Below are 26,157 nucleotides of genomic sequence, written 5' to 3'. Positions count from 1 at the left end.
AACGCATAAATACAGTGTGACGCTACTCATCGTTAAGGTTTCGTTAATTAATCTGCGTCACACTGCATCGCATCAGCTCTCTCATTATTGAGGTAAAAAGCGATGAACCCAACGCTACGTAATACGCTTCCCCATAAAGAAACACCTTTTCTTCGCGTACTGCACATTCTTGTAGCCATACTGGTGCTGGCCCAAATTATCAATTCTAATTTCACCGAAAGCGAGGCCCTCCACGAATCCGGACTGAACGGAATTGTCACCTGGATCCATGTTATCTCAGGGTTCGGTTTAATTTTTTGTGGTATTGCCATGATGGCATGGATGTTAACCCAACGCGGATTTAAGTATTACTACGCCTGGCTGGCGCTGGATTTTCGTGGAATCGTTGAAGATATTCGCACCCTCGCGCAGCGTCAGTTACCTGACGCGCATGCTGGCGGTATGGCGGCAACGGTGCAAGGTCTGGGTGTGCTGGCGCTGCTGGGCGTTGCACTCTGCGGCGCGGCCTGGTTCGTGCTGAACGCCACGCTTGGGCCGGTTTCGTCCGTCACGGAATCCGTCTTAGATTTGCATAAATTCCTGACAGTTTTTATTGAGACATATTTCTGGGCACACGGTTTCATGGGCCTCGTTCATATGTACCTGACGCTACGCGCGCAGCGTAAATATCAGTATTCCGAATAAAACGGTTCGCAGAGCCCGGTGCTCCCGGGCTTCGTTTCATTCATCCGATCACACGTCTTTTACGCGGCAGGTCAGCAGGAGCGTCACGACGGATAGCGCCGCAATCATCCAGTAGACCGACGCATGGCCATAGCTTTGCGCCAGCGCCCCCTGAATCACGCCCGCCAGGATCACGCCGGTTGAAATACTGTTGGTAAAAAGCGTCGTTGCCGAGCCTGCACGGCCGGGCATCAGATCCTGGAACCAGAGCATGCCGATCCCGGCAACAATTCCAATAAACACGGCGTTAAAGAGCTGCAGCGCCAGCAACGCTTCACGCGAATGGAAAAGGATCAACCCCGCGTAGAACAGTACCCCGGCCGCCACGGCGACGATCATCATCCGACGCTTTCCAAAGCGCTTAACGTAATAGCCCGCCAGAATCATCGCCGGAATTTCCAGCCCGGCGGCGGTCCCCATTAAGATCCCCGCGAGCTTGTCCGGTAAGCCCAGATCGCTGCTGATCCACAGCGGCATATCAATAATGTACATGGTGTTGCAGGTCCACATCAGCGTCGAGGCAATAAACAACATGCGGACGTTCTTGTCCTGCCAGCCGCTCACCTGGGTAACAGGTTTATCCGTCGCCTGTTCGACGCGGGCCACGGACGGCAGTGCGAAGGCTATCAGCGCCAGGCTGATGACAAAAATCCCTGCCGCAATGGAGAACATGGTGGTAAAGCCATAGTTCAACGCCAGCATAAAGGCCAGCGGCGGACCAATGACCCACGCCAGCGAGAGCTGGGCACGCATTACCGAGCTGAACATCACCACTTCCCGCGCGGAGTTATCCGCATATTCACGGGCCAGGGCGAACAGCTGCGGCATAGCGGTGTTCGCCAGCGACGCCAGCAGCACGCCGCAGGTAATGAGCGTCAGATAATGACGATTGAAGGCAAAGAGCAGCGCGTTGCCCACGGCCATGGCGCAGCAAAAGAGGATCAGCCTGCGGCGATCGCCCTGGCTGTCCGATCGTTTCGCCAGCGCGAGGCTGACCAGGATCCCGGCAATGGCGTTGACGGTATAAAACAGGCCGACCCAAAACGGCTGCGCCCCCACCTCGCGGCTGAGAAACAGGCTCAGCGTCGGCGCCTGAAGCGCCCCCGCCACGCCCATCATAAAGGCCACCAGCATAAAAGCGGCATACACGCCGTTCAGGCGTCGCCCCATCGTCATCAACCACAGCATGCGCAAGTCCTTGTGAAAGCGAATCGAAATTGGGTGAATAGTAAACGAAAAAAGCCAGCAAAAACATTTTGCTGGCGGGTGATAAGCACCAATACTCAGTCACACATGATCGAGGCGAGTTAGCGGGAAGAGGTCGGTGTCGTAACGTCCCACTGCATCAATTCTTCTAACGTTTTCAGCCGTTGCTCTGCACACCGGCGGGCCAGCCAGGACGATCCTTTTGTCGCTGAAAAGTACTGCTGATAAAACTGACGTGCGGTAGACCTCTTCATAATTTACCTCCTCGCTTCATCGAGGAGAATTATTGGCCTAATATAGGGATAAATAAATTGCTGGTTTTTTGTCAGGAGTTCCCCTTTTATGCCTTCCGGTCGTCTGCAACAACAGTTTATCCGCCTCTGGCAGTGCTGCGAGGGGCAATCGCAGGAGACCACGCTCAACGAGCTGGCGGACCTGCTTAGCTGTTCCCGCCGTCATATGCGCACGCTTCTCAACACCATGCAGCAGCAGGGGTGGTTAAGCTGGGAAGCGGAAGCGGGACGCGGCAAACGTTCGCGGCTGACCTTCCTGTATACCGGACTGGCGTTGCAGCAGCAGCGCGCAGAAGATCTGCTCGAACAGGACCGTATCGATCAGCTGGTCCAGCTGGTGGGCGACAAGGCCGCCGTGCGCCAGATGCTGGTCTCCCATCTCGGACGCAGCTTTCGTCAGGGCCGACACATTCTGCGGGTGCTCTACTACCGTCCGATGAAAAATCTGTTGCCCGGCACGGCGTTACGCCGCTCTGAAACCCACATGGCCCGACAAATCTTCAGCGGGCTGACGCGCATAAATGAGGAAAACGGGGAACTGGAGGCGGATATCGCGCACCACTGGCAGCAGCTTTCCCCGCGCCACTGGCGCTTCTTCTTACGCCCCGGCATCCACTTTCACCACGGCCGCGAGCTGGAAATGCACGACGTCATCGCCTCTCTGGAACGCGCCCGCAGGCTGCCGCTCTACTCACATATTTCGCGCATCCACTCCCCCACGGCCTGGACGCTGGACATTGAGCTGTCGCAGCAGGACAAGTGGCTTCCCTGGCTGCTGGGCTATGTGCCGTCGATGATTTTGCCCGGCGAGTGGGAATCATTGAACAATTTTGCCAGCCTGCCGATTGGCACCGGGCCCTACTCCGTGTCCCGCAATAACAGCAACCAGCTGAAAATCCGCGCGTTCGATGACTACTTTGGCTATCGGGCGCTGATCGACGAAGTGAACGTGTGGGTATTGCCTGATCTCAATGAAGACCTGAGCTGCGGTCTGACGCTTGAAGGCCCCACCACCGGAGAAAAGGCCGTGGAGAGCCGCCTGGAGGAGGGATGCTACTATCTCCTGTTTGACCGCCGCACCCACCGCGGGGCAAACCAGGGCGTCCGCAAGTGGATCAGCCACGTGCTGTCCCCTTCCAATCTGATCTACCATGCGGAAGAGCAGTACCAGACATACTGGTTTCCGGCCTACGGCCTGCTTCCGCGCTGGCACCACGCCCGGCCGTCGCACTGCGACAAACCCGCAGGGCTGGAGTCCATCACCCTGACCTACTACCGCGAGCACGTGGAGCATCGTTTTATCGCGAGGATCATGACCCGCCTGCTGGCAGCAGAGGGGGTCAAGTTAGAGGTAAGAGAAGTGGACTATGACGAATGGCATCAGGGAGAGATCGCCAGCGATATCTGGCTCAACAGCGCTAATTTTACCCTGCCGCTCGATTTTTCATTATTTTCACACCTGTATGAAGTCCCGCTGATCCAGCACTGCATCGACCGTGACTGGCAGCAGGACGCCGCCCTGTGGCGATCGGGCGAGATGAATCTTGCCGTATGGTGCCAGCAGCTGCTGGCCGAGCAGGCGATCGTCCCGCTGATCCACCACTGGCTGATGATTCAGGGCCAGCGCAGCATGCGCGGCCTGCGGATGAACACCCTGGGCTGGTTTGATTTTAAATCCGCCTGGTTTGCCCCCCCGGAGCCATAACGCTTTCGTAATATTCACCAAATCATTACAATAGCGCCGTTCTCAACGGGGTGCTGCATCACAGATGTGCGCTGAGATAATACCCGTCGAACCTGATCCGGATAACGCCGGCGAAGGGATTTGAGGCTGTCGCTCAAAATCCTTTGCCACTCAACCCTGAGGTGCAAAGTGTTAAAAAAAGTTCTCCCCCTGCTGGCGCTGTTTGCGCTGCCTGCTTTTGCCAAGCCCGTCCTGACGGTCTACACCTACGACTCCTTCTCTGCCGACTGGGGCCCTGGCCCGGTTGTCAAAAAAGCCTTTGAAGCGGACTGCAACTGCGAGCTGAAGTTCGTGGCGCTTGAAGATGGCGTGTCGCTGCTCAACCGTCTGCGCATGGAAGGAAAAAACAGTAAAGCCGACGTGGTGCTCGGGCTGGATAACAACCTGCTGGAAGCCGCCTCGCAAACCAAACTGTTTGCCAAAAGCGGCGTCGCGGCAGATGCCGTTAACGTGCCGGGCGGCTGGAAGAACGACACCTTTGTGACGTTCGACTATGGCTACTTTGCTTTTGTTTATGACAAAAATAAGCTGAAAAACCCGCCAAAAAGCCTGAAAGAGCTGGTCGAAAGCGATCAGAAGTGGCGCGTAATTTACGAAGATCCGCGTACCAGCACGCCGGGCCTGGGCCTGCTGCTATGGATGCAAAAGGTCTACGGGGATAAAGCACCGGAAGCATGGCAGAAGCTGGCCGCCAAAACCGTCACCGTGACCAAAGGCTGGAGCGAAGCCTACGGCCTGTTCCTCAAAGGCGAAAGCGACCTGGTGCTGAGCTACACCACCTCCCCGGCCTACCACATTATCGCCGAGAAGAAAGACAACTATGCAGCCGCAGATTTTGCAGAAGGGCACTATCTGCAGGTGGAAGTGGCCGCGCGTACCGCTGCCAGCAAACAGCCGGAGCTGGCCGAGAAGTTCCTGAAGTTCATGGTTTCGCCGGCGTTCCAGAGCGCGATTCCCGCAGGCAACTGGATGTATCCGGTTACTAACGTTGCGCTGCCCGCAGGTTTCGAGCAGTTGACCAAACCGAAAACCTCGCTGGAGTTTACGCCGCAGCAGGTCGCCGCGCAGCGTGCCGCATGGGTAAGCGAATGGCAACGCGCCGTCAGCCGTTGATTCCCGGCTGGTTACTTCCCGGGCTGCTCGCCGCCGCCGTGATGGTAGCGGTCAGCCTGGGGGCTTTTCTTGCATTGTGGTTTAACGCGCCAGGGAGCGACCTGCTCGCCCTCTGGCACGACAGCTACCTCTGGCACGTTATCCGGTTCTCCTTCTGGCAGGCGTCTCTTTCTGCCCTGCTGTCGGTGATCCCGGCTATTTTTCTGGCACGCGCTCTGTATCGACGGCGATTTCCCGGCAGGCAGGCCCTGCTGCGCCTGTGCGCCATGACGCTGATCCTGCCCGTGCTGGTGGCGGTATTTGGTATTCTGAGCGTTTACGGTCGCCAGGGCTGGCTGTCTTCACTGTTCGGTCAGCTTGGTCTGGAATGGTCATTCTCGCCTTACGGACTGCAGGGCATTCTGCTGGCGCACGTATTTTTCAATATGCCGATGGCAACGCGCCTCTTTTTGCAGGCGCTGGAAAATATTCCCGGCGAACAGCGTCAGATTGCCGCCCAGCTCGGCATGCGCGGCGTGTCGTTCTTCCGCTTTGTCGAATGGCCGTGGCTGCGCCGCCAGCTCCCGCCCGTGGCGGCGTTAATCTTCATGCTCTGCTTTGCCAGCTTTGCCACCGTGCTGTCACTCGGCGGCGGGCCGCAGGCCACCACCATTGAGCTGGCGATTTACCAGGCGCTGAGTTACGACTACGATCCCGGTCGCGCCGCGCTGCTGGCGATGGTGCAGATGGCGTGCTGTCTTGCGCTGGTGCTGTTGAGCCAGCGGCTGAGTAAAGCCATTCCCGCAGGTAGTCATCAAATAACCGGCTGGCGCGATCCGCAGGACAGCCTGCACAGCCGCATCAGCGATGTTATCCTGATCGCGCTGGCGCTGTTGCTGTTGCTGCCGCCGCTGCTGGCCGTTATCGTTGACGGCCTGAACCTCAATCTTATGTCCGTCCTGCAACAGCCCGTTCTCTGGCAGGCGACCTGGACCTCGGTACGCATAGCGCTGGCTGCCGGATTGCTGTGCGTTATGCTGACCATGATGCTGCTGTGGAGCAGCCGTGAGCTCTACGCCCGCCAGGCGCAAAAAGCCGGACAAATGCTGGAACTGACGGGCATGCTGATACTGGCGATGCCGGGTATCGTGCTGGCAACGGGCTTCTTTTTACTGTTCAACAGCACCCTCGGCCTGCCGGAAAGGGCCGATGGCATTGTGATTTTCACTAACGCCTTAATGGCCATCCCCTACGCGCTTAAGGTGCTGGAAAACCCGATGCGCGACGTCAACAGCCGCTACGGTTTGCTGTGTCAGTCGCTGGGCATGCAGGGCTGGCAGCGGCTGAAGGTTGTGGAACTGCGCGCGCTAAAACGTCCGCTTGCTCAGGCGCTGGCGTTTGCCTGCGTGCTCTCCATTGGAGACTTTGGGGTCGTGGCGCTGTTCGGTAATGACGATTTCCGCACGCTGCCGTACTGGCTTTATCAGCAAATCGGCTCTTACCGCAGTCAGGACGGCGCGGTTACCGCGCTGTTACTGCTGCTGCTGTGCTTTGCCTTATTTACCGTTATCGAAAAACTCCCGGGGCGTGATGTTAAAACTGACTGATGTAACCTGGCTCTATCAGCATCTGCCGATGCGCTTTACGCTCTCCGTTCAGCAGGGCGAGCGGATTGCGGTGCTTGGCCCAAGCGGTGCCGGGAAAAGCACCTTGCTCAATTTGATCGCCGGTTTTCTGCAACCTGCCAGCGGGTCGATAGCCATCGATAATCGTGATTTCACCGACGCCCCTCCGGCTAAACGCCCTGTGTCGATGCTGTTTCAGGAAAACAACCTGTTTACCCATCTGACGGTGCGGCAAAACATCGCGCTGGGAATGCATCCGGGGCTCAGGCTGAACGATGCCCAACGCGAAAAACTTGAAGTGATTGCCGCACAGATGGGGATCGCTGAATTCATCGACAGGCTGCCGGGCGAGCTCTCCGGCGGCCAGCGTCAGCGCGTGGCGCTGGCGCGTTGTCTGGTGCGCGAGCAGCCGCTGCTGCTGCTGGATGAGCCGTTCTCGGCGCTCGATCCCGCGCTGCGCCAGGAGATGCTCGCCCTGGTGCAGGACGTCTGCCAGCGCCAACAGCTTACGATGCTGATGGTTTCGCACAGTATCGAAGATGCCGCACGGATTGCGCCGAGATCGGTGGTGGTTGCCGAAGGGCGAATTGCGTGGGATGGGAAGACGGAAGAGCTGCTGAGTGGTAAAGCGGGGGCGTCTTCACTGTTGGGCATTCGTGCCGTCTGATGCCCTCACCCTGACCCTCTCCCACAGGGAGAGGGAATAAACATTAACGGCTCACCACCTTCAGCAGAATTTCGCCGTACACCGGCATCAGCGGGTGGCGAATCAGCGCGACCAGGGCCACCACGGCCACACCCAGCGTCAGCGGGGCCAGCCACAAAAGACGAGAGCGCGGGAGATAGCGCGTCAGGCGATCGACGCTCGCTTTCGCGCTGCGCCACAGCCGCCAGCAGAGCCAGACCGCCAACCACAGCAGCAGCGCCGTGCCCAGCAGCAGCCACTTAAACTCACCGCTTTGCATCCCGTCAGGAATATCTATCGCCGCCCCTGCGAGGATCCCCGGCAGGAAGTAGAACGGCGGCCAGAAGACGCAGCCGATAATGTTCGGCACCACGAATTTCGCGACGGGCAGATCCAGCATCCCGGCCACCATCGGCACCAGCGGACGCGTTGGCCCGACAAAGCGGCCGACGAGGATGGTAAACATGCTGTGCTGATGCAGCGCGTGCTCGGTTTTATCCAGCAAGGCTTTGTTCTTTTTCATGAACGACCAGCGGTGCAGCGGCTTCTTAAAGCGCCAGCCCAGCCAGAAGGAGATCCAGTCGCCGAGCAGGCAGCCGATAATCCCGGCCAGCCACGCCTGCCAGAAATTAACCTCGCCGCTGCCAATCAGCGCACCAAGCCCTGCCATCATTACGGTGCCGGGCAGGATTAACCCGACGAGCGCCAGCGACTCCAGAAACGCCACCAGCGCCACGGCGATGAGCGAGTACATAACGGACTGGGTAATAAAGTGTTCCAGCAATGCCTGCATAACTATTCCGGTCAGAAAACGAATCAGCGATTCTGCTTAGCGCCCCGCACCGCGTCAAGGCAACAATTGTCTGAATAGTTTACAGGTTGCTTTCCGCATTCACCTGTTTGTTTATCTTTTTTTACCGATTATTCACATCCCGCGCGGAATTCACTCGGACTGGCACCGGTACATTTTTTAAATACGCGGGAGAAATAGAGCTGATCCTCAAAGCCTACGTTGCGTCCCACGGTGGCGATGGGCATCCGGGTGGTGCTGAGCAACAGTTTCGCCTGGCTGATGCGCTGATCTTCACGCCAGCTCAATACGCTGACGCCCAGCTGCTGGCGGAACAGATGCGACAGCCGCGACGGCGACAGGCAGACGTGCTGAGCAACGCTGGCGATATCAAACTGGCTATCGGCCAGGTGATCGCTGATGTACTGGCAGGCGTCGCGCACGCGGTTATCCAGCGGCGGGTTAAGCGACTCGTTAATCGCCTCCATCCGTCGCAGCAGCAGCTGTTCAAGGAGGTTTATCGCCAGCAGTTCGGCATAGCGACCACCGGCCTGCCCCGCCTCGATAATCTGGGCAAAAAGCTCGCGAAACTGCGCAAGATGAACCTCGTCCGGGCGATAAAAACCGGTGTGCGCAAAAATTGCTGGCCAGGAAAGCCACTCCTGCCAGTAGGCGCGCGGACGGAAGTAAACCCACTGGTGATACCACTCTTTGGCATCAGGATGACGGCCATAGTGGTGGATCTCACCCGGCGGGAACAGCAGGATATCCCCCGGGCGGCAGACAAACTGCTGGTCACCGTTCTTGATGATTCCTTCCCCTCGCACGGTGAGGTTGAGGATATACCCTTTCATCCCAAGCGGTCGGTCGACGTAAAAGTCGAGATATCCCTCAGCCTCGATAGGGGTCAGTCCCGCCACAAGGTGCGCGTTAAACGAGTATCCCGGCAGCAGGGGATCGTTTTGCGTTTCGGCCATAGATTCAGTTCTCCCAAGGGTCCTGAAGGAAACCAATTGTCCATATCACTAAAAGCAGCTTAAAAATGGCCCGCGTAAAGATCTAAAAAGCATCACGCCGCTTTTACGTCCGCCATGTTTCAGCCTTTCCCCCTGATTTCTTCGCCAGAGCAAGCAGATAACCAGTAACAAAAGTGTCTATAAGTGCGGCAGAAATGTCCACATTGAATATTTGCACGGCGTCACACTTTCCGTTGTAACAGCAATTTAGTCCATAAGATTAGCGGATCCTGCCTGACGACTTTTTCCCCCAGTCTCTAATGTTCTTCCATACCTGTTTTTTCGATGGAGCAACACCATGGCAATTGCGATTGGCCTCGATTTTGGCAGCGATTCGGTTCGCGCGCTGGCAGTGGACTGTACGTCCGGCCAGGAGATAGCAACCAGCGTTGAGTGGTACCCGCGCTGGCAAGAGGGGCGCTACTGTGATGCGCCGAACAATCAGTTCCGCCACCACCCGCGTGACTATATCGAGTCGATGGAAGCGGCGATCAAAACCGTCCTGGCCGAACTGACTGACGCCCAGCGAGCTGAGATTGTGGGGATTGGCGTCGACAGCACCGGCTCCACGCCAGCCCCTGTGGATGCCGAAGGACGCGTGCTGGCGCTGCGCCCGGAGTTTGCCGACAACCCGAACGCCATGTTCGTGCTGTGGAAAGACCATACCGCCGTGGAAGAGGCCGAAGCCATCACCCGCCTGTGCCATCAGCCGGGCAAAACGGACTACTCGCGCTACATCGGCGGGATTTACTCCAGCGAATGGTTCTGGGCCAAGATCCTCCACGTCACCCGTGCCGACGACTCCGTTGCGCAAGCTGCCGCGTCATGGGTTGAGCTGTGCGACTGGGTGCCTGCCCTGCTCTCCGGCACCACCCGCCCGCAGGATATCCGCCGCGGTCGCTGCAGCGCCGGGCATAAATCCCTGTGGCATGAAAGCTGGGGCGGCCTGCCTCCGGCCGCGTTCTTTGATGAACTCGACCCGATTATCAACAAGAGCCTGACATACCCGCTGTTTACCGACACCTTCACCGCCGATGTTCCCGTCGGCACCCTCTGCGAAGAGTGGGCGACGCGCCTCGGCCTGCCGCGAAACGTGGCGATCTCTGGCGGCGCCTTTGACTGCCATATGGGCGCCGTAGGCGCGGGCGCACAGCCAAACACGCTGGTCAAAGTCATCGGGACTTCCACCTGCGACATCCTGACGGCGGATAAAGCCACCGTCGGCGACCGCGCGGTGAAAGGCATCTGCGGACAGGTTGACGGCAGCGTGGTGCCGGACTTCATCGGCCTGGAAGCCGGTCAGTCCGCGTTTGGCGATATCTACGCCTGGTTTGGCCGCGTGCTGGGCTGGCCGCTGGACCAGCTGGCGGCGGCGCATCCTGAACTGAAAACACAGATAGCCGATAGCAAAAAGCAGCTCCTGCCGCAGCTCACCGAAGCCTGGGCAAAAAATCCTTCTCTCGATCACCTCCCGGTAGTGCTGGACTGGTTTAACGGCCGTCGTACGCCGTTCGCCAACCAGCGTCTGAAAGGGGTGATCGCGGATCTCAACCTGGCAACCGACGCGCCTGCGCTGTTCGGCGGCCTGATTGCCGCAACGGCCTTCGGCGCCCGCGCGATTATGGAGTGCTTCACCGGGCAGGGCATCGACGTGAATAACGTGATGGCGCTGGGCGGTATTGCCCGTAAAAACCCGGTGATCATGCAAGCCTGCTGCGACGTGCTGAACCGTTCGCTGCAGATTGTGGCCTCCGATCAGTGCTGCGCGCTGGGCGCGGCGATTTTCGCCGCCGTGGCCGCAGGGGTCCATGCGGATATCCCGACCGCGCAGCAGCATATGGCGAGCGCTGTCGAAAATACGCTCCAGCCGCGTGCCCAGCAGGCACAACGCTTTGAACAGCTTTATCAGCGCTACCAGCAATGGGCAAAAAGCGCCGAACTTCACTATCTCCCTGTCGCCGCCCCGGCCAAAAGCGCCGCGGACACTACGGCAACCCTGACCCATTAAGGACACGATGATGACCATTTTTAATAACTATGAAGTGTGGTTTGTGATTGGCAGCCAGCATCTGTACGGACCGGAAGCGCTGCAGCAGGTGACAAAACACGCGGAGCACGTCGTTAACGCGCTGAATGCGGAAGCCAAGCTGCCGTGCAAACTGGTGCTGAAACCGCTGGGCACAACGCCGGACGAAATCACTCACATCTGCCGCGACGCCAACTACGACGATAAATGCGCCGGTCTGGTGGTGTGGCTGCACACCTTCTCCCCCGCAAAAATGTGGATCAACGGCCTGTCTATCCTCAACAAACCGCTGCTGCAGTTCCACACCCAGTTCAACGCCTCCCTGCCGTGGGACAGCATCGACATGGACTTTATGAACCTGAACCAGACCGCGCACGGCGGCCGCGAGTTCGGCTTCATCGGCGCGCGTATGCGTCAGCAGCATGCGGTCGTGACTGGCCACTGGCAGGATGGCAAAGCGCAACAACGTATCGGCTCCTGGATGCGCCAGGCAGTCTCTAAGCAGGATACCCGCCACCTGAAAGTAGTGCGTTTCGGCGACAACATGCGTGAAGTGGCGGTCACCGACGGCGACAAAGTGGCCGCGCAGATCAAGTTCGGCTTCTCCGTGAATACCTGGGCCGTGGGCGACCTGGTGCAGGTGGTGAATGAAATCAGCGATGGCGACGTGAGCGCGCTGGTGGACGAATACGAAAGCAGCTACCGCCTGACGCCTGAGGCACAAATCAACGGCGACAAGCGCCAGAACGTGCTGGACGCGGCGCGCATCGAGCTGGGCATGAAGCGCTTCCTGGAACAGGGCGGTTTCCACGCCTTTACCACCACCTTTGAAGATCTCCACGGTCTGAAACAACTGCCGGGTCTGGCAGTACAACGCCTGATGCAGCAGGGCTACGGCTTTGCGGGCGAAGGCGACTGGAAAACTGCCGCTCTGCTTCGCATCATGAAGGTGATGTCGACCGGTCTGCAGGGCGGCACCTCCTTTATGGAGGACTACACCTACCACTTCGAAAACGGCAACGATCTGGTGCTCGGCTCACACATGCTGGAAGTCTGCCCTTCCATCGCGGTAGAGGAAAAACCGATCCTGGACGTGCAGTACCTCGGTATTGGCGGTAAAGCCGATCCGGCGCGTCTGATCTTCAACACCCGCACGGGCCCGGCCATCAACGCCAGCCTGATCGATCTGGGCGATCGTTTCCGCCTGCTGGTGAACTGCGTCGATGCGGTTGAAACGCCACACTCCCTGCCGAAACTGCCGGTCGCCAACGCCCTGTGGAAAGCACAGCCAGATCTGCCGACCGCGTCAGAAGCCTGGATCTTGGCCGGCGGCGCGCACCATACCGTCTTCAGCCACGCGCTGGATCTGAACGACATGCGTCAGTTCGCCGAGCTGCATGATATCGAGCTGACCGTCATTGATAACGATACCCGCCTGCCCGCCTTCAAAGACGCGCTGCGCTGGAACGAAGTCTATTACGGTTCAAAACGCTAAGTACGTAATGCCCGGTGGCGCTGCGCTCGCCGGGCAGGGAGACAACCATGTTAGAAGATCTCAAACGTCAGGTACTTGAAGCCAACCTGGCGCTGCCAAAGCATAACCTGGTGACCCTGACCTGGGGCAACGTCAGCGCCGTTGACCGGGAAAAAGGGGTATTCGTGATCAAGCCTTCGGGCGTGGATTACACGGTGATGACCGCAGAAGATATGGTCGTGGTCAGCATCGAAACGGGTGAAGTGGTGGAAGGGAACAAAAAGCCCTCCTCCGATACGCCGACCCACCGCCTGCTGTACCGCTCATTCCCGACCATCGGCGGTATCGTGCATACCCATTCACGCCATGCCACCATCTGGGCGCAGGCGGGCCAGTCCATCCCGGCGACCGGCACCACCCACGCGGATTACTTTTACGGCACTATTCCCTGCACGCGTCTGATGACCGATGCAGAAATCAACGGCGAGTATGAGTGGGAAACCGGCAACGTGATCGTTGAAACCTTCGAAAAACGGGGAATCGACGCGGCGCAAATGCCCGGCGTGCTGGTGCACTCCCACGGCCCGTTTGCCTGGGGGAAAAACGCAGAAGACGCGGTGCATAACGCCATCGTACTCGAAGAGATCGCCTATATGGGGATCTTCTGTCGCCAGCTGGCGCCGCAGCTGCCGGATATGCAGCAAACCCTGCTGGATAAGCATTACCTGCGCAAACACGGCGCGAAGGCCTACTACGGGCAGTAAACTGTATATAAACCCAGCATTAAAATCTTAACCAGGCTATAATCAGGCCTGGTTTTGTTTTCTGGGATAACGGCGTGGCGCAGGTGCAAGAAGGCTTTTTACTGACCCGACACTGGCGGGATACCCCTCAGGGCACCGAGGTCGCGTTCTGGCTGGCGACGGACAACGGTCCGCTGCACGTGACGCTCCCCCCGCAGGAATCCGTGGCTTTTATTCCGGAAGCTCACGTCGAAAAAGTGAAAGAGCTGCTGCGCGGCGAAAACGGCTGGCGCATCACTCCGCTTGAGCTGAAAGATTTCCACCGTCAGCCGGTTTACGGCCTCTACTGTCGCGCCCATCGTCAGCTGATGCGCTATGAAAAACTGCTGCGCGAAGCAGACGTGACGCTCTACGAAGCGGATATCCGCCCACCGGAACGCTTTCTGATGGAGCGGTTTATTACCGCGCCCGTCTGGGTGGACGGCACCGCGCATAACGGCAGCCTCGTTAATGCGCGGCTGAAGCCGAACCCGCACTACCGCCCGCCGCTGAAGTGGGTATCACTGGATATCGAAACCACCCGCCACGGCGAACTGTACTGCATCGGTCTGGAAGGCTGCGGCGATCGGGTTGTCTATATGCTCGGGCCGCCGAATGGTAATGCCTCCGCGCTGGATTTCCGGCTTGAGTACGTCAGCAGCCGCCCGCAGCTGCTGGAAAAGCTTAACCAGTGGTTTGCCGACTACGATCCCGACGTCCTGATCGGCTGGAACGTGGTGCAGTTCGATCTGCGCGTGCTGCAAAAGCACGCCGAGCGTTACCGCATTCCGCTGATGCTCGGGCGCGGCAACAGCGAGCTGGAATGGCGCGAGCACGGTTTTAAGAACGGCGTCTTCTTCGCACAGGCGAACGGTCGCCTGATTATCGACGGCATTGAGGCGCTGAAATCCGCCTTCTGGAACTTCTCTTCATTCTCCCTCGAAGCGGTTGCGCAGGAGCTGCTTGGTGAAGGTAAATCCATCGACAACCCCTGGGACAGAATGGACGAGATCGACCGGCGCTTTAACGAAGACAAGCCCGCGCTCGCCACCTATAACCTGAAAGACTGCGAGCTGGTCACGCAGATATTCCATAAAACCGAGATTATGCCGTTCCTGCTGGAGCGCGCGACGGTGAACGGCCTGGCAGCTGACAGACACGGCGGCTCCGTGGCGGCTTTCAGCCACCTCTATTTTCCGCGGATGCACCGGGCAGGATACGTCGCCCCCAACCTTGGGGACGTGCCGCCGCAGGCCAGCCCCGGCGGATATGTCATGGACTCCCGGCCAGGATTGTATGACTCCGTTCTGGTGCTGGACTACAAAAGCCTCTACCCGTCGATAATTCGCACCTTCCTGATCGACCCCGTCGGGCTGGTGGAAGGCCTGGCCCAGCCGGATGATGAACACAGCACCGAAGGCTTCCTCGGCGCACGCTTCTCGCGGGAAAAACACTGTCTGCCTGAGATAGTGGGAAACATCTGGCACGGCCGAGATGAGGCCAAGCGCCACGGCAACAAGCCGCTATCGCAGGCGCTGAAAATCATCATGAACGCCTTTTACGGCGTGCTGGGCACCAGCGCCTGCCGCTTCTTTGACCCGCGGCTGGCGTCGTCGATCACCATGCGCGGACACGAGATCATGCGCCAGACTAAAGCGCTGATTGAGTCCCGGGGCTATGACGTCATCTACGGCGACACGGACTCCACCTTTGTATGGCTTAAGGGCACTCATTCAGAAGAAGACGCCGCGCAAATCGGCAAAGCGCTGGTTGCCTTCGTGAACAACTGGTGGCAGGAACATCTGCAGAAAGCGCGCTTAACCAGCGCGCTGGAGCTGGAATTTGAAACCCATTTTGCCCGCTTTTTAATGCCCACCATTCGCGGTACCGATCAGGGCAGCAAGAAGCGCTACGCCGGGCTGATTCAGGAAGGCGACGCGCAGCGGATGGTCTTCAAAGGGCTGGAGACGGTACGTACCGACTGGACGCCGCTGGCGCAGCAGTTCCAGCAGACGCTTTATCTGCGGGTGTTCCGCAATGAGCCGTATCAGGACTACGTGCGCGAGACGATAGCCAGCCTGATGGCGGGCGAACTTGACGCGCAGCTGGTGTATCGCAAGCGTCTGCGCCGTCCGCTGGCGGAGTACCAGCGTAACGTTCCTCCGCACGTCCGCGCCGCGCGCCTGGCGGATGAAGAAAACGTCCGCCGCGGCCGCGCGCCGCAGTATCAGAACCGGGGGACCATCAAATACGTCTGGACGATTAACGGCCCGGAACCTGTGGATTATCAGCACTCGCCTCTGGATTATGAACACTATCTGACGCGTCAGCTTCAGCCGGTTGCCGACGGAATTTTGCCCTTCATCGACGATGATTTTGCTACACTGGTTACAGGGCAACTTGGCCTATTTTGACGCGTGACGAAATGGCTGCCATCCAGTACCATAGCGCCCTTTCCATTCCCGGACCCATTTTTCGATGACCGTTTTTTCTGACGGTAGTCGAACTATTGCCTGCAATTAAAGATTAGAGCCGAACAACTATGCCTTTTACACTTGGTCAACGCTGGATCAGCGATACAGAAAGCGAACTTGGATTAGGAACCGTCGTAGCAATCGATACGCGTATGGTTACCCTCCTCTTCCCTGCCACCGGTGAAAACCGTCTGTACGCTCGCAATGACTCCCCTGTAACCCGCGTGATGTTTAATCCGGGTGACACCGTGACCAGCCATGACGGCTGGCAGCTCAAGATTGAAGACGTAAAAGAAGAAAATGGACTGCTCGCCTACATCGGGACTCGCCTGGACACCGACGAGTCAAATGTCATCCTGCGTGAAGTGTTGCTCGACAGCAAGCTGGTGTTCAGCAAGCCGCAGGACCGCCTGTTTGCCGGGCAAATCGACCGTATGGATCGCTTCTCCCTGCGCTATCGCGCGCGTAAGTTCCAGAGTGAACAGTACCGCATGCCGTGGAGCGGTCTGCGCGGCCAGCGCACCAGCCTGATCCCCCACCAGCTGAACATCGCCCATGACGTGGGCCGTCGTCACGCGCCGCGCGTGCTGCTGGCAGATGAGGTGGGGCTGGGTAAAACCATTGAAGCGGGCATGATACTGCATCAACAGCTGCTTTCCGGCGCTGCCGAACGCGTGCTGATTGTGGTGCCAGAAACCCTGCAGCACCAGTGGCTGGTTGAAATGCTGCGCCGCTTTAACCTGCGTTTCTCCCTGTTCGACGACGAACGCTATGCCGAGGCGCAGCATGATGCGGACAACCCGTTTGAAACCGAACAGCTGGTGATCTGTTCCCTGGACTTCGTGCGCCGCAGCAAGCAGCGTCTTGAGCACCTGTGCGATGCCGAGTGGGATCTGATGGTGGTCGACGAAGCGCACCACCTGGTCTGGAGCGAAGACGCGCCGAGCCGCGAATATATGGCTATCGAGCAGCTTGCCGAGCGCGTGCCTGGCGTCCTGCTGCTGACCGCAACGCCGGAACAGCTGGGTCTGGAAAGCCACTTCGCCCGTCTGCGCCTGCTCGATCCAAACCGTTTCCACGACTTCGGGCAATTTGTGGAAGAACAGAATAATTACCGTCCGGTGGCGGATGCCGTCGCGCTGCTGCTGGCGGGCAAGCGTCTTTCTGATGACGAACTCAACACCCTGAGCGATCTGATTGGCGAGCAGGATATCGAGCCGCTTTTGCAGGCCGCTAACAGCGACAGCGAGAACGCGGAATCCGCGCGCAAAGAACTGATCGACATGCTGATGGATCGCCACGGCACCAGCCGCGTCCTGTTCCGTAACACCCGTAACGGCGTCAAAGGCTTCCCGAAACGCGAGCTGCACACCATCAAGCTGCCGCTGCCGACGCAATATCAGACGGCCATTAAAGTTTCCGGCATTATGGGCGCGCGCAAAACGCAGGAAGAGCGCGCTCGCGACATGCTCTACCCGGAACAAATCTACCAGGAATTTGAAGGCGATACCGGCACCTGGTGGAACTTCGATCCGCGCGTAGAGTGGCTGATGGGCTACCTGACCGCGCACCGTTCCCAGAAGGTGCTGGTGATCTGCGCCAAGGCGGCCACCGCGCTGCAGCTGGAGCAGGTCCTGCGCGAGCGCGAAGGCATTCGCGCCGCCGTGTTCCACGAAGGCATGTCCATCGTTGAACGCGACCGCGCCGCGGCGTGGTTTGCCGAAGAGGACAGCGGCGCTCAGGTTATGCTTTGCTCTGAAATCGGTTCTGAAGGCCGTAACTTCCAGTTCGCCAGCAACCTGGTGATGTTCGATCTGCCGTTTAACCCCGATCTGCTGGAGCAGCGTATCGGCCGTCTGGACCGTATCGGTCAGGCCCATGATATTCAGATCCACGTGCCGTATCTGGAAAAAACGGCCCAGTCCGTGCTGGTGCGCTGGTTCCACGAAGGTCTGGACGCGTTTGAACATACCTGCCCGACGGGCCGCACCATTTACGATCAGGTGCATGGCGATCTGATCGGCTACCTGGCCGCGCCGGAAAACACCGACGGCTTTGACGATCTGATTAAGTCCTGTCGTGAGAAGCACGACGCGCTAAAAGCGCAGCTGGAACAGGGCCGCGACCGCCTGCTTGAGATCCACTCCAACGGCGGTGAAAAAGCGCAGGCGCTTGCCGAAAGCATTGAAGAACAAGATGATGACACCAGTCTGATCAGCTTCTCCATGAACCTGTTCGACATCGTCGGCATTAACCAGGACGACCGCGGCGAGAACCTGATTGTCCTGACCCCGTCGGATCACATGCTGGTTCCGGATTTCCCGGGCCTGCCGGAAGATGGCTGTACCATCACCTTCGAGCGCGATGTGGCGTTGTCCCGCGAAGACGCCCAGTTTATCACCTGGGAGCACCCGCTGATCCGCAACGGTCTGGACCTGATCCTCTCCGGCGATACCGGCAGCAGCACCATCTCCCTGTTGAAGAACAAGGCGCTTCCGGTGGGTACCCTGCTGCTGGAGCTGATCTACGTTGTGGAAGCGCAGGCGCCGAAACAGCTGCAGCTCAACCGCTTCCTGCCGCCAACGCCTGTCCGCCTGCTGCTGGACAAAAACGGTACGAACCTGGCGGGACAGGTTGAATTCGAGAGCTTCAACCGACAGCTGAGCGCGGTGAACCGCCATACCGGAAGCAAGCTGGTTAACGCGGTCCAGCAGGACGTGCACGCTATTCTGCAACAGGGCGAAACCCAGATTGAGAAAGCGGCCAGAGCGCTGATTGATGCCGCGCGCGCGGAAGCCGACGAGAAACTGTCTGCTGAGCTGTCGCGTCTGGAAGCGTTGAAGGCCGTGAACCCTAACATCCGTGACGACGAACTGGCAGCGATTGAAAGCAACCGTAAGCAGGTGCTGGAAAGCCTCAACCAGGCTAGCTGGCGTCTGGATGCCCTGCGTCTTATCGTTGTGACGCATCAGTAACCGGAGCGCAAGATGGTGATGGAGCCGTACAATCCGCCGCAGGATCCCTGGCTGGTCATTCTGTATCAGGATGAACACATTATGGTGGTCAACAAGCCCAGCGGGCTGTTGTCCGTGCCGGGGCGTCTGGACGAGCACAAAGACAGCGTGATGACGCGCATTCAGCGCGATTATCCTCAGGCGGAGTCTGTCCATCGCCTGGACATGGCGACCAGCGGCGTGATTGTGGTGGCGCTGAACAAAGCGGCGGAACGCGAGCTGAAGCGCCAGTTCCGCGAGCGCGAGCCGAAGAAGCAGTATGTCGCCCGCGTCTGGGGTCACCCGGCGCAGGCCGAAGGGCTGGTGGATTTACCGCTGATCTGCGACTGGCCGAACCGGCCAAAGCAGAAGGTGTGTTATGAAACCGGCAAGGCCGCGCAGACCGAGTATGAAGTGCTTGAGTACGCGCCGGATAATACCGCGCGCGTCCTGCTAAAGCCGATTACCGGACGCTCGCATCAGCTGCGCGTGCATATGCTTGCGCTGGGTCATCCGATTCTGGGCGACAGGTTTTACGCGCCGCCTGAAGCGCTGGCCTTAGCGCCACGTCTGCAGCTGCACGCGCAGACGCTCACCATCACCCATCCGGCCTTCGGTAACGCAATGACGTTTAAAGCCCCGGTGGACTTCTAAAAAAAAGCCCGACATCGTCGGGCTTTTTTTTATTTGAAACCTTTCTTCTCTTTAATCAGTTCGTACGCTTTCTGAATTTCCTGCGCTTTTTGCTTTGCCATCTCCATCATTTCTGGCGGTAAGCCTTTCGCGACCAGCTTGTCCGGATGGTGCTCGCTCATAAGCTTACGATAGGCACGTTTGATCGTGGTCTGATCGTCAGAGGGCTTAACGCCAAGCACATTGCAGGCATCTTCCAGCGTTGGACCACGCTGCGCCTGCTGCCAGGCACCGCCGGACGACTGCTGGTGATAGCCACCGCCAAACTGTGCCCCGCCCTGCATCATGCGCAGGAACTGGTCGAACTGCATACGGGAGATGCCCAGCTCTTCCGCAATGACGTAGAGCACGTCACGCTCATTAGGGTGTAGTGAACCGTCCGCGAAGGCCGCCTGGATTTGAATTTCCAGAAACATCCGAATTAAATCAAAACGTCCAAAACAGATGCTGCGGAACTGACGCATTTTTTCGCGAAGCGGATAGTTATCGGATTTCCCGATGCGAAACGCATTTTGCGCTTCCAGACGGGAGTCGCCGTGCAGGTTCATGCGATCCATAAAAACGCTGGCAATCTGAATATCGGCTTCTGTGACACGCCCTTTGGATTTGGTTAAGTGCCCCATGACCTCAAAGGTGGTGGAGAAAAAGAGTGACTGACGCTCGCGCTGATTGGCAAACCAGGCCATTTTGCGGCTGCGCGCCTTATCAAACATATGGCCAATAATAAGCCCCAGCACAATTCCCCAGAACCCGGCACCCATGATGATGGCGAACGCAACGCCGATTATTTTACCCCAATACTGCATATACTCCCCGGATAGTCATATTCCTTGCCGACGCAACGTCATCATCACTGTGTTCAAGTCACGGTCAATTGAAGGACATCGCCTATAATTTGCTTTATCATACTCGTCATTCGATAGCGAGCCTAACACTCTGGCACGCAAACGGGCAGGATTAACGCTGGTACTGCGCAGATGAGTAAGATAGTCTCTGAGCGTTTATAAGCCGTAGCCACTGATGACGGAACAATAAAATACAACGTATGAAAAAACGTATCCCCACCCTCCTGGCCACAATGATTGGCTCCGCCCTGTACAGTCAACAGGGTCTGGCGGCCGATCTCGCCTCGCAGTGTATGCTTGGCGTCCCAAGTTATAATCGCCCACTGGTGAGTGGCGATACAAATAGCTTGCCGGTAACTATTACTGCCGACAGTTCAAAAGGGACTTACCCTGACAATGCCACGTTTACGGGCAATGTAGATATTAACCAGGGCAATAGCCGCCTGCAGGCAGATGAAGTGCAGCTGCACCAGAAACAACCGGAAGGTGCGGCCGAGCCGGTACGAACGGTGGATGCGCTGGGTAATGTGCACTATGACGACAATCAGGTCATCCTGAAAGGTCCGAAAGCCTGGTCAAACCTGAATACGAAAGATACTAACGTCTGGAAAGGTGATTACCAGATGGTGGGTCGCCAGGGGCGCGGTGACGCAGACCTGATGAAACAGCGCGGTGAAAACCGCTATACGATCCTGGAAAACGGTACGTTCACGTCATGTCTGCCGGGTTCAAATACCTGGAGCGTGGTCGGGAGCGAGGTTATCCATGACCGCGAAGAACAGGTCGCAGAGATCTGGAACGCCCGCTTCAAGCTGGGTCCGGTGCCCATATTCTATAGCCCTTATCTGCAGCTCCCCGTGGGTGACAAACGTCGCTCCGGTTTCCTGATCCCGAATGCCAAATACAGCACGTCGAACTACTTTGAGTTCTACCTGCCGTATTACTGGAACATCGCGCCAAACATGGATGCGACGATCACGCCGCACTATATCCACAAGCGCGGCAACATCATGTGGGAGAACGAGTTCCGCTATCTGACCCAGGCTGGTGCGGGTCTGATGGAGCTGGATTATCTGCCGTCGGATAAAGTTTTCCAGGACGAGCATCCAACCGAAGGCGATAAGCACCGCTGGATGTATTTCTGGCAGCATTCCGGGGTGATGGACAAGGTCTGGCGTTTCAACGTCAACTACACCAAAGTCAGTGACCCGAACTACTTCAATGATTTCTCATCCAAATACGGTTCGAGTACCGATGGTTATGCCACACAGATTTTCAGCGTTGGCTACGCGGTTCAGAACTTCGATGCGACGGTAACCAACAAACAGTTCCAGGTATTCTCCAGCCAGACGGCAAGTACCTATGGCGCCGAGCCTCAGTTGGACGTTAACTGGTACCAGAATGACGTGGGTCCGTTCGACACTCGTATTTATGGCCAGGCCGTGCATTTTGTGAACACCAATTCCAATATGCCGGAAGCCACCCGTGTTCACCTGGAGCCCGTTATCAACTTGCCATGGTCGAATGACTGGGCAAGCCTGAATACGGAAGCCAAGCTGATGGCGACCCATTATCAGCAAAAAAATATTGATGATTACAATACCAGCAACAACGCCCATCTTGAGGAATCCGTAAACCGTACGCTTCCGCAGTTCAAAATGGACGGTAAGCTGATCTTCGAACGCAATATGGCACTTCTGGCGGATGGCTATACCCAGACGCTGGAGCCACGTATGCAGTACCTGTACGTGCCTTATCGCGACCAGAGCAACATCAATAACTACGACTCCTCTTTACTGCAATCTGACTATAGCGGCCTGTTCCGCGATCGTACCTACGGCGGCCTTGACCGCATCGCCTCAGCGAACCAGTTAACGACCGGGGTCACATCGCGCGTTTATGATGACGCTGCCGTTGAACGTTTTAACGTTTCTGTTGGTCAAATCTACTATTTCACCGAGTCTCGCACGGGCGATGACAATATTAAGTGGGAGAAAGATAACAAGACAGGTTCGCTGATTTGGGCTGGTGACACCTACTGGCGTATGACCGATCGTTGGGGTCTGCGCGGCGGCGTCCAATATGACACTCGTCTCGACAATATCGCCAACAGTACGGCGGCGATTGAGTATCGCCGGGATGAAGATCGTATGGTGCAGTTGACCTATCGTTATGCCAGCCCGGAATATATTCAGGCGACGCTACCGAACTATGGTACTGCCGAGCAGTATAAAGACGGTATTTCGCAGGTGGGTGGCGCAGCGAGTTGGCCAATCGCCGACCGCTGGTCAATCGTAGGCGCTTACTACTTCGATACTAACGCCAATAAAGCTGCTGACCAGATGGTGGGTCTGCAATATAACTCCTGCTGTTACGCGCTGCGTCTCGGCTACGAACGTAAGCTTAACGGCTGGAACAGTGAAAACAATCAGAGCAAATACGATAACGTGATTGGCTTTAACTTCGAGTTACGCGGCCTGAGTTCCAACTACGGTCTGGGTACGCAGAAAATGCTGCGCTCGAATATTCTGCCGTACAGTAGCGCCTTGTAATGTGCTTGATTTGCAACGTAATCCGCTTTGCGGTTAATTGAAATGGAAAAAGTATGAAGAACTGGAAAACGCTGCTGCTCGGTGTCGCTATGGTTGCGAATACCAGCTTCGCCGCCCCCCAGGTTGTTGATAAAGTCGCTGCTGTGGTTAACAACGGCGTCGTGCTTGAAAGTGACGTTGACGGTCTGATGAAATCGGTGAAGCTCAATTCGGGTGAAGCCGGTCAACAGCTTCCGGATGACGCCACGCTGCGCCACCAGATCCTGGAGCGTCTGATCATGGATCAGATCGTTCTGCAGATGGGGCAGAAAATGGGTGTGAAGATCACTGACGAGCAGCTCGATCAGGCGATCGCTAACATCGCGAAGCAGAACAATATATCTTTAGACCAGATGCGCAGCCGTCTGGCCTATGACGGCATCAGCTACGCCACCTACCGTAATCAGATCCGTAAAGAGATGCTGATTTCGGAAGTGCGTAACAACGAAGTGCGTCGCCGCGTGACTATCCTGCCTCAGGAAGTGGACGCGCTGGCAAAACAGGTGGGTAACCAGAACGATGCGAGCACAGAGCTGAACCTGAGCCACATCCTGATCCCACTGCCAGAGAACCCAACATCCGATCAGGCTGCGGAAGCTGAAAGCCAGGCGCGTTCTATTGTCGAACAGGCGCGTAATGGCGGAGACTTTGGCAAGCTGGCTATCACCTACTCCGCTGACCAACAGGCGCTGAAAGGCGGCCAGATGGGCTGGGGACGTATTCAGGAGCTGCCATCCATCTTTGCTCAGGCGCTGAGCACGGCGAAGAAAGGGGATATCGTGGGTCCAATCCGTTCAGGCGTGGGCTTCCACATTCTGAAGGTGAACGATCTGCGTGGCCAGAGCCAAAATATCTCCGTCACCGAAGTTCACGCTCGCCACATTCTTCTGAAACCGTCACCGATCATGACTGACGATCAGGCGCGTGCGAAACTGGAACAGATTGCAGCAGACATTAAGAGCGGTAAAACCTCTTTTGAGAAGGCAGCAAAAGAGTTCTCTCAGGATCCAGGCTCTGCTAACCAGGGCGGCGATCTGGGCTGGGCGGCTGCGGATATTTACGATCCTGCCTTCCGCGATGCGTTGATGAAGCTGAACAAAGGCCAGATCAGCGCGCCGGTCCACTCTTCGTTTGGCTGGCATCTGATCGAGCTGATGGACACCCGTAACGTTGATAAAACGGATGCGGCACAGAAAGACAGAGCCTACCGTATGCTGTTTAACCGTAAGTTCTCTGAAGAAGCAGCCACCTGGATGCAGGAACAACGCGCCAGCGCATACGTGAAAATTCTGAGCAACTAATGAAACAGCATCGTGTTGTTATCACGCCCGGCGAACCCGCCGGGATTGGGCCTGACCTCGTTGTCCAGCTCGCCCAGCGCAGCTGGCCTGTAGAACTGGTTGTCTGCGCCGATGCAACACTGTTACAAGACCGGGCAACGCTGCTCGGTCTGCCTTTAACGCTTATCCCTTACGTTGAAGGCCAACAGCCTGCACCGCAGCAAGCCGGTACACTCACCCTTCTTTCTGTTCCGCTTCGTACACCGGTTATTCCGGGCCAGCTCAGCACGGAAAACGGCCACTATGTCGTGGAAACCCTGGCGCGCGCCTGCGACGGTTGCCTGAAGGGCGAATTTGCCGCCCTGATTACCGGTCCCGTCCATAAAGGCGTCATCAACGAAGCGGGTATACCGTTTACCGGGCATACGGAGTTCTTCGAAGAGCGCTCACGTAGCCCGAAAGTGGTGATGATGCTGGCGACGGAGGAAATGCGCGTTGCGCTGGTGACCACCCATCTGCCGATCAAAGCCATTCCGGATGCGATCACCCCTGAACTCCTGCGCGAGATCATCGGGATTTTGCACCACGATCTGCAGACAAAGTTTGGGATACCGCAGCCGCATGTGCTGGTCTGTGGCCTGAATCCGCACGCCGGCGAAGGCGGGCACATGGGCACCGAAGAGATCGACACCATTATTCCGGTGCTCAACGAAATGCGGGCGAAGGGGATGAACCTCAGCGGGCCGCTCCCTGCAGATACTCTTTTCCAGCCGAAATACCTGGATAATGCCGACGCCGTGCTCGCGATGTACCACGATCAGGGCCTGCCCGTGCTAAAATACCAGGGCTTTGGCCGCGGGGTGAATATCACCCTCGGTTTACCCTTTATTCGAACGTCCGTTGACCACGGTACTGCGCTGGATCTGGCAGGCCAGGGGAAAGCGGATGTCGGCAGTTTTATTACGGCGCTTAATCTCGCCATCAAAATGATTGTTAATACTCAATGACTAATCGAGTCCATCAGGGCCACTTAGCCCGTAAACGTTTCGGGCAAAACTTCCTTAACGATCAGTTCGTGATCGAAAGCATTGTCTCGGCTATTAATCCGCAAAAAGGTCAGGCGATGGTCGAAATCGGCCCGGGTCTTGCCGCGCTGACCGAGCCGGTAGGCGAACGCCTTGACGAGCTGACCGTCATCGAACTGGACCGCGATCTGGCCGCTCGCCTGCAAACGCACCCGTTCCTCGGGCCGAAGCTGACCATCTATCAGCAGGACGCCATGACCATGAACTTTGGCGAACTGTCGGAAAAAATGGGCCAGCCGCTGCGCGTCTTCGGCAACCTGCCGTACAACATCTCCACGCCGCTTATGTTCCACCTCTTTAGCTATACTGATGCCATTGCCGACATGCACTTCATGTTGCAAAAAGAGGTTGTTAACCGTCTGGTTGCAGGCCCGAACAGTAAAGCGTATGGTCGTTTAAGCGTGATGGCACAATATTACTGCAACGTGATCCCGGTACTCGAAGTACCGCCGTCAGCGTTCACACCACCACCGAAAGTGGATTCAGCGGTTGTGCGCCTTGTACCGCACAAAACGAAACCGTATCCGGTTAAAGATCTGCGTGTACTGAGCCGCATTACCACTGAAGCCTTTAACCAGCGTCGTAAAACGATCCGTAACAGCCTCAGCAATTCCTTTACCGTTGAGGTGTTAGCCGAACTGGGAATCGACCCGGCAATGCGTGCGGAGAACATTTCCGTAGAGCAATACTGCAAGCTGGCTAATTACATCAGCGATAATGCGCCGCCGAAGGAGAGTTAA

At 57.4% G+C, this 26,157-nt stretch carries 20 protein-coding genes and 1 riboswitch; of the genes, 15 read left to right on the top strand and 5 right to left on the bottom strand.

The genetic code is table 11. The features are described 5' to 3' along the window. The first annotated feature begins 102 nt into the window (after positions 1–102). Positions 103–684: a cytochrome b/b6 domain-containing protein gene (locus FOY93_RS03540; RefSeq protein WP_111964050.1), complete on the top strand. Its 582-nt coding sequence runs from the start codon at positions 103–105 to the stop codon at positions 682–684. 48 nt (positions 685–732) lie between these two features. On the opposite strand, the gene FOY93_RS03535 is transcribed toward FOY93_RS03540, so the two are convergent. After that, on the bottom strand, positions 733–1,911 hold the full coding sequence (locus FOY93_RS03535; protein ID WP_133293771.1) for a sugar efflux transporter: 1,179 nt from the start codon (positions 1,909–1,911) through the stop codon (positions 733–735). Between the two features lie 119 nt (positions 1,912–2,030). After that, positions 2,031–2,183 (bottom strand): glucose uptake inhibitor SgrT, encoded by a 153-nt coding sequence (gene sgrT / locus FOY93_RS03530; RefSeq protein ID WP_023334488.1) that lies wholly within the window; start codon positions 2,181–2,183, stop codon positions 2,031–2,033. An 88-nt stretch (positions 2,184–2,271) separates the two neighbouring features. Between sgrT and sgrR the strand changes: the two genes are divergently transcribed. The 4 genes from sgrR to thiQ all read left to right on the top strand — a co-directional run bounded on the left by sgrR (position 2,272) and on the right by thiQ (position 7,350). Next, positions 2,272–3,927 carry an HTH-type transcriptional regulator SgrR gene (sgrR, locus tag FOY93_RS03525; RefSeq protein ID WP_111964052.1) on the top strand — a complete coding sequence of 552 codons (1,656 nt, stop codon included), beginning with the start codon at positions 2,272–2,274 and terminating at the stop codon, positions 3,925–3,927. A 36-nt stretch (positions 3,928–3,963) separates the two neighbouring features. After that, a riboswitch (TPP riboswitch) is annotated at positions 3,964–4,064 on the top strand. Between the two features lie 31 nt (positions 4,065–4,095). Further along, positions 4,096–5,079 (top strand): thiamine ABC transporter substrate binding subunit, encoded by a 984-nt coding sequence (gene thiB, locus FOY93_RS03520; protein WP_143344644.1) that lies wholly within the window; start codon positions 4,096–4,098, stop codon positions 5,077–5,079. Further along, entirely contained in the window at positions 5,055–6,665 is a 1,611-nt protein-coding gene (thiP, locus tag FOY93_RS03515) for a thiamine/thiamine pyrophosphate ABC transporter permease ThiP (protein ID WP_143344643.1), read from the top strand. The genes thiB and thiP overlap by 25 nt, the downstream gene beginning before the upstream one ends. Then, positions 6,649–7,350 (top strand): thiamine ABC transporter ATP-binding protein ThiQ, encoded by a 702-nt coding sequence (gene thiQ / locus FOY93_RS03510; protein ID WP_143344642.1) that lies wholly within the window; start codon positions 6,649–6,651, stop codon positions 7,348–7,350. The genes thiP and thiQ overlap by 17 nt, the downstream gene beginning before the upstream one ends. 43 nt (positions 7,351–7,393) lie before the next feature. On the opposite strand, the gene FOY93_RS03505 is transcribed toward thiQ, so the two are convergent. Beyond that, on the bottom strand, positions 7,394–8,161 hold the full coding sequence (locus FOY93_RS03505; RefSeq protein ID WP_063616175.1) for a DedA family protein: 768 nt from the start codon (positions 8,159–8,161) through the stop codon (positions 7,394–7,396). Positions 8,162–8,289: 128 nt separating this feature from the next. Next, entirely contained in the window at positions 8,290–9,135 is an 846-nt protein-coding gene (araC, locus tag FOY93_RS03500) for an arabinose operon transcriptional regulator AraC (protein ID WP_023310373.1), read from the bottom strand. A gap of 337 nt (positions 9,136–9,472) precedes the next feature. On the opposite strand from araC, the gene araB reads away from it, so the two are divergent. The 6 genes from araB (at position 9,473) to rluA (ending at position 19,577) form a co-directional block, all read left to right on the top strand. Beyond that, positions 9,473–11,182: a ribulokinase gene (gene araB, locus FOY93_RS03495; RefSeq protein WP_143344641.1), complete on the top strand. Its 1,710-nt coding sequence runs from the start codon at positions 9,473–9,475 to the stop codon at positions 11,180–11,182. A 10-nt stretch (positions 11,183–11,192) separates the two neighbouring features. Then, positions 11,193–12,695 (top strand): L-arabinose isomerase, encoded by a 1,503-nt coding sequence (gene araA, locus FOY93_RS03490; RefSeq protein WP_143345701.1) that lies wholly within the window; start codon positions 11,193–11,195, stop codon positions 12,693–12,695. 47 nt (positions 12,696–12,742) lie between these two features. Next, positions 12,743–13,438 (top strand): L-ribulose-5-phosphate 4-epimerase, encoded by a 696-nt coding sequence (gene araD / locus FOY93_RS03485; protein WP_111964059.1) that lies wholly within the window; start codon positions 12,743–12,745, stop codon positions 13,436–13,438. A gap of 74 nt (positions 13,439–13,512) precedes the next feature. Beyond that, positions 13,513–15,870, top strand: coding sequence for a DNA polymerase II (gene polB, locus FOY93_RS03480; RefSeq protein WP_127729586.1), 2,358 nt, complete (start codon positions 13,513–13,515; stop codon positions 15,868–15,870). A gap of 128 nt (positions 15,871–15,998) precedes the next feature. Continuing rightward, positions 15,999–18,905: an RNA polymerase-associated protein RapA gene (gene rapA, locus FOY93_RS03475; RefSeq protein ID WP_143344640.1), complete on the top strand. Its 2,907-nt coding sequence runs from the start codon at positions 15,999–16,001 to the stop codon at positions 18,903–18,905. Between the two features lie 12 nt (positions 18,906–18,917). Then, complete coding sequence (rluA, locus tag FOY93_RS03470; protein ID WP_008502014.1) at positions 18,918–19,577, top strand: bifunctional tRNA pseudouridine(32) synthase/23S rRNA pseudouridine(746) synthase RluA; 660 nt, start codon at positions 18,918–18,920, stop codon at positions 19,575–19,577. A gap of 29 nt (positions 19,578–19,606) precedes the next feature. Here the strand turns inward: rluA and djlA are convergent, their stop codons facing one another. Then, positions 19,607–20,422, bottom strand: a complete 816-nt coding sequence (djlA, locus tag FOY93_RS03465; RefSeq protein WP_008502016.1) for a co-chaperone DjlA — start codon at positions 20,420–20,422, stop codon at positions 19,607–19,609. 239 nt (positions 20,423–20,661) lie between these two features. On the opposite strand from djlA, the gene lptD reads away from it, so the two are divergent. The 4 genes from lptD to rsmA are packed head-to-tail and all read left to right on the top strand — an operon-like array spanning position 20,662 to position 26,157. Next, positions 20,662–23,013: an LPS assembly protein LptD gene (gene lptD, locus FOY93_RS03460; protein WP_143344639.1), complete on the top strand. Its 2,352-nt coding sequence runs from the start codon at positions 20,662–20,664 to the stop codon at positions 23,011–23,013. Between the two features lie 53 nt (positions 23,014–23,066). Then, positions 23,067–24,353: a peptidylprolyl isomerase SurA gene (gene surA / locus FOY93_RS03455; protein WP_143344638.1), complete on the top strand. Its 1,287-nt coding sequence runs from the start codon at positions 23,067–23,069 to the stop codon at positions 24,351–24,353. Next, the gene (pdxA, locus tag FOY93_RS03450; RefSeq protein ID WP_032660737.1) at positions 24,353–25,339 is read left to right on the top strand and encodes a 4-hydroxythreonine-4-phosphate dehydrogenase PdxA; all 987 of its coding nucleotides are present in this window, start codon (positions 24,353–24,355) and stop codon (positions 25,337–25,339) included. Before surA ends, pdxA begins: the two co-directional genes overlap by 1 nt. Next, on the top strand, positions 25,336–26,157 hold the full coding sequence (gene rsmA / locus FOY93_RS03445; RefSeq protein ID WP_023310362.1) for a 16S rRNA (adenine(1518)-N(6)/adenine(1519)-N(6))-dimethyltransferase RsmA: 822 nt from the start codon (positions 25,336–25,338) through the stop codon (positions 26,155–26,157). The genes pdxA and rsmA overlap by 4 nt, the downstream gene beginning before the upstream one ends.

It is taken from the genome of Enterobacter sp. 18A13, assembly GCF_007035975.1.
In the GTDB taxonomy this organism is placed as follows: Bacteria; Pseudomonadota; Gammaproteobacteria; order Enterobacterales; family Enterobacteriaceae; genus Enterobacter; species Enterobacter vonholyi.
The sequence above is the reverse complement of the archived record's forward strand: the minus strand, read 5'-3'. Positions and strand labels throughout refer to the sequence as shown.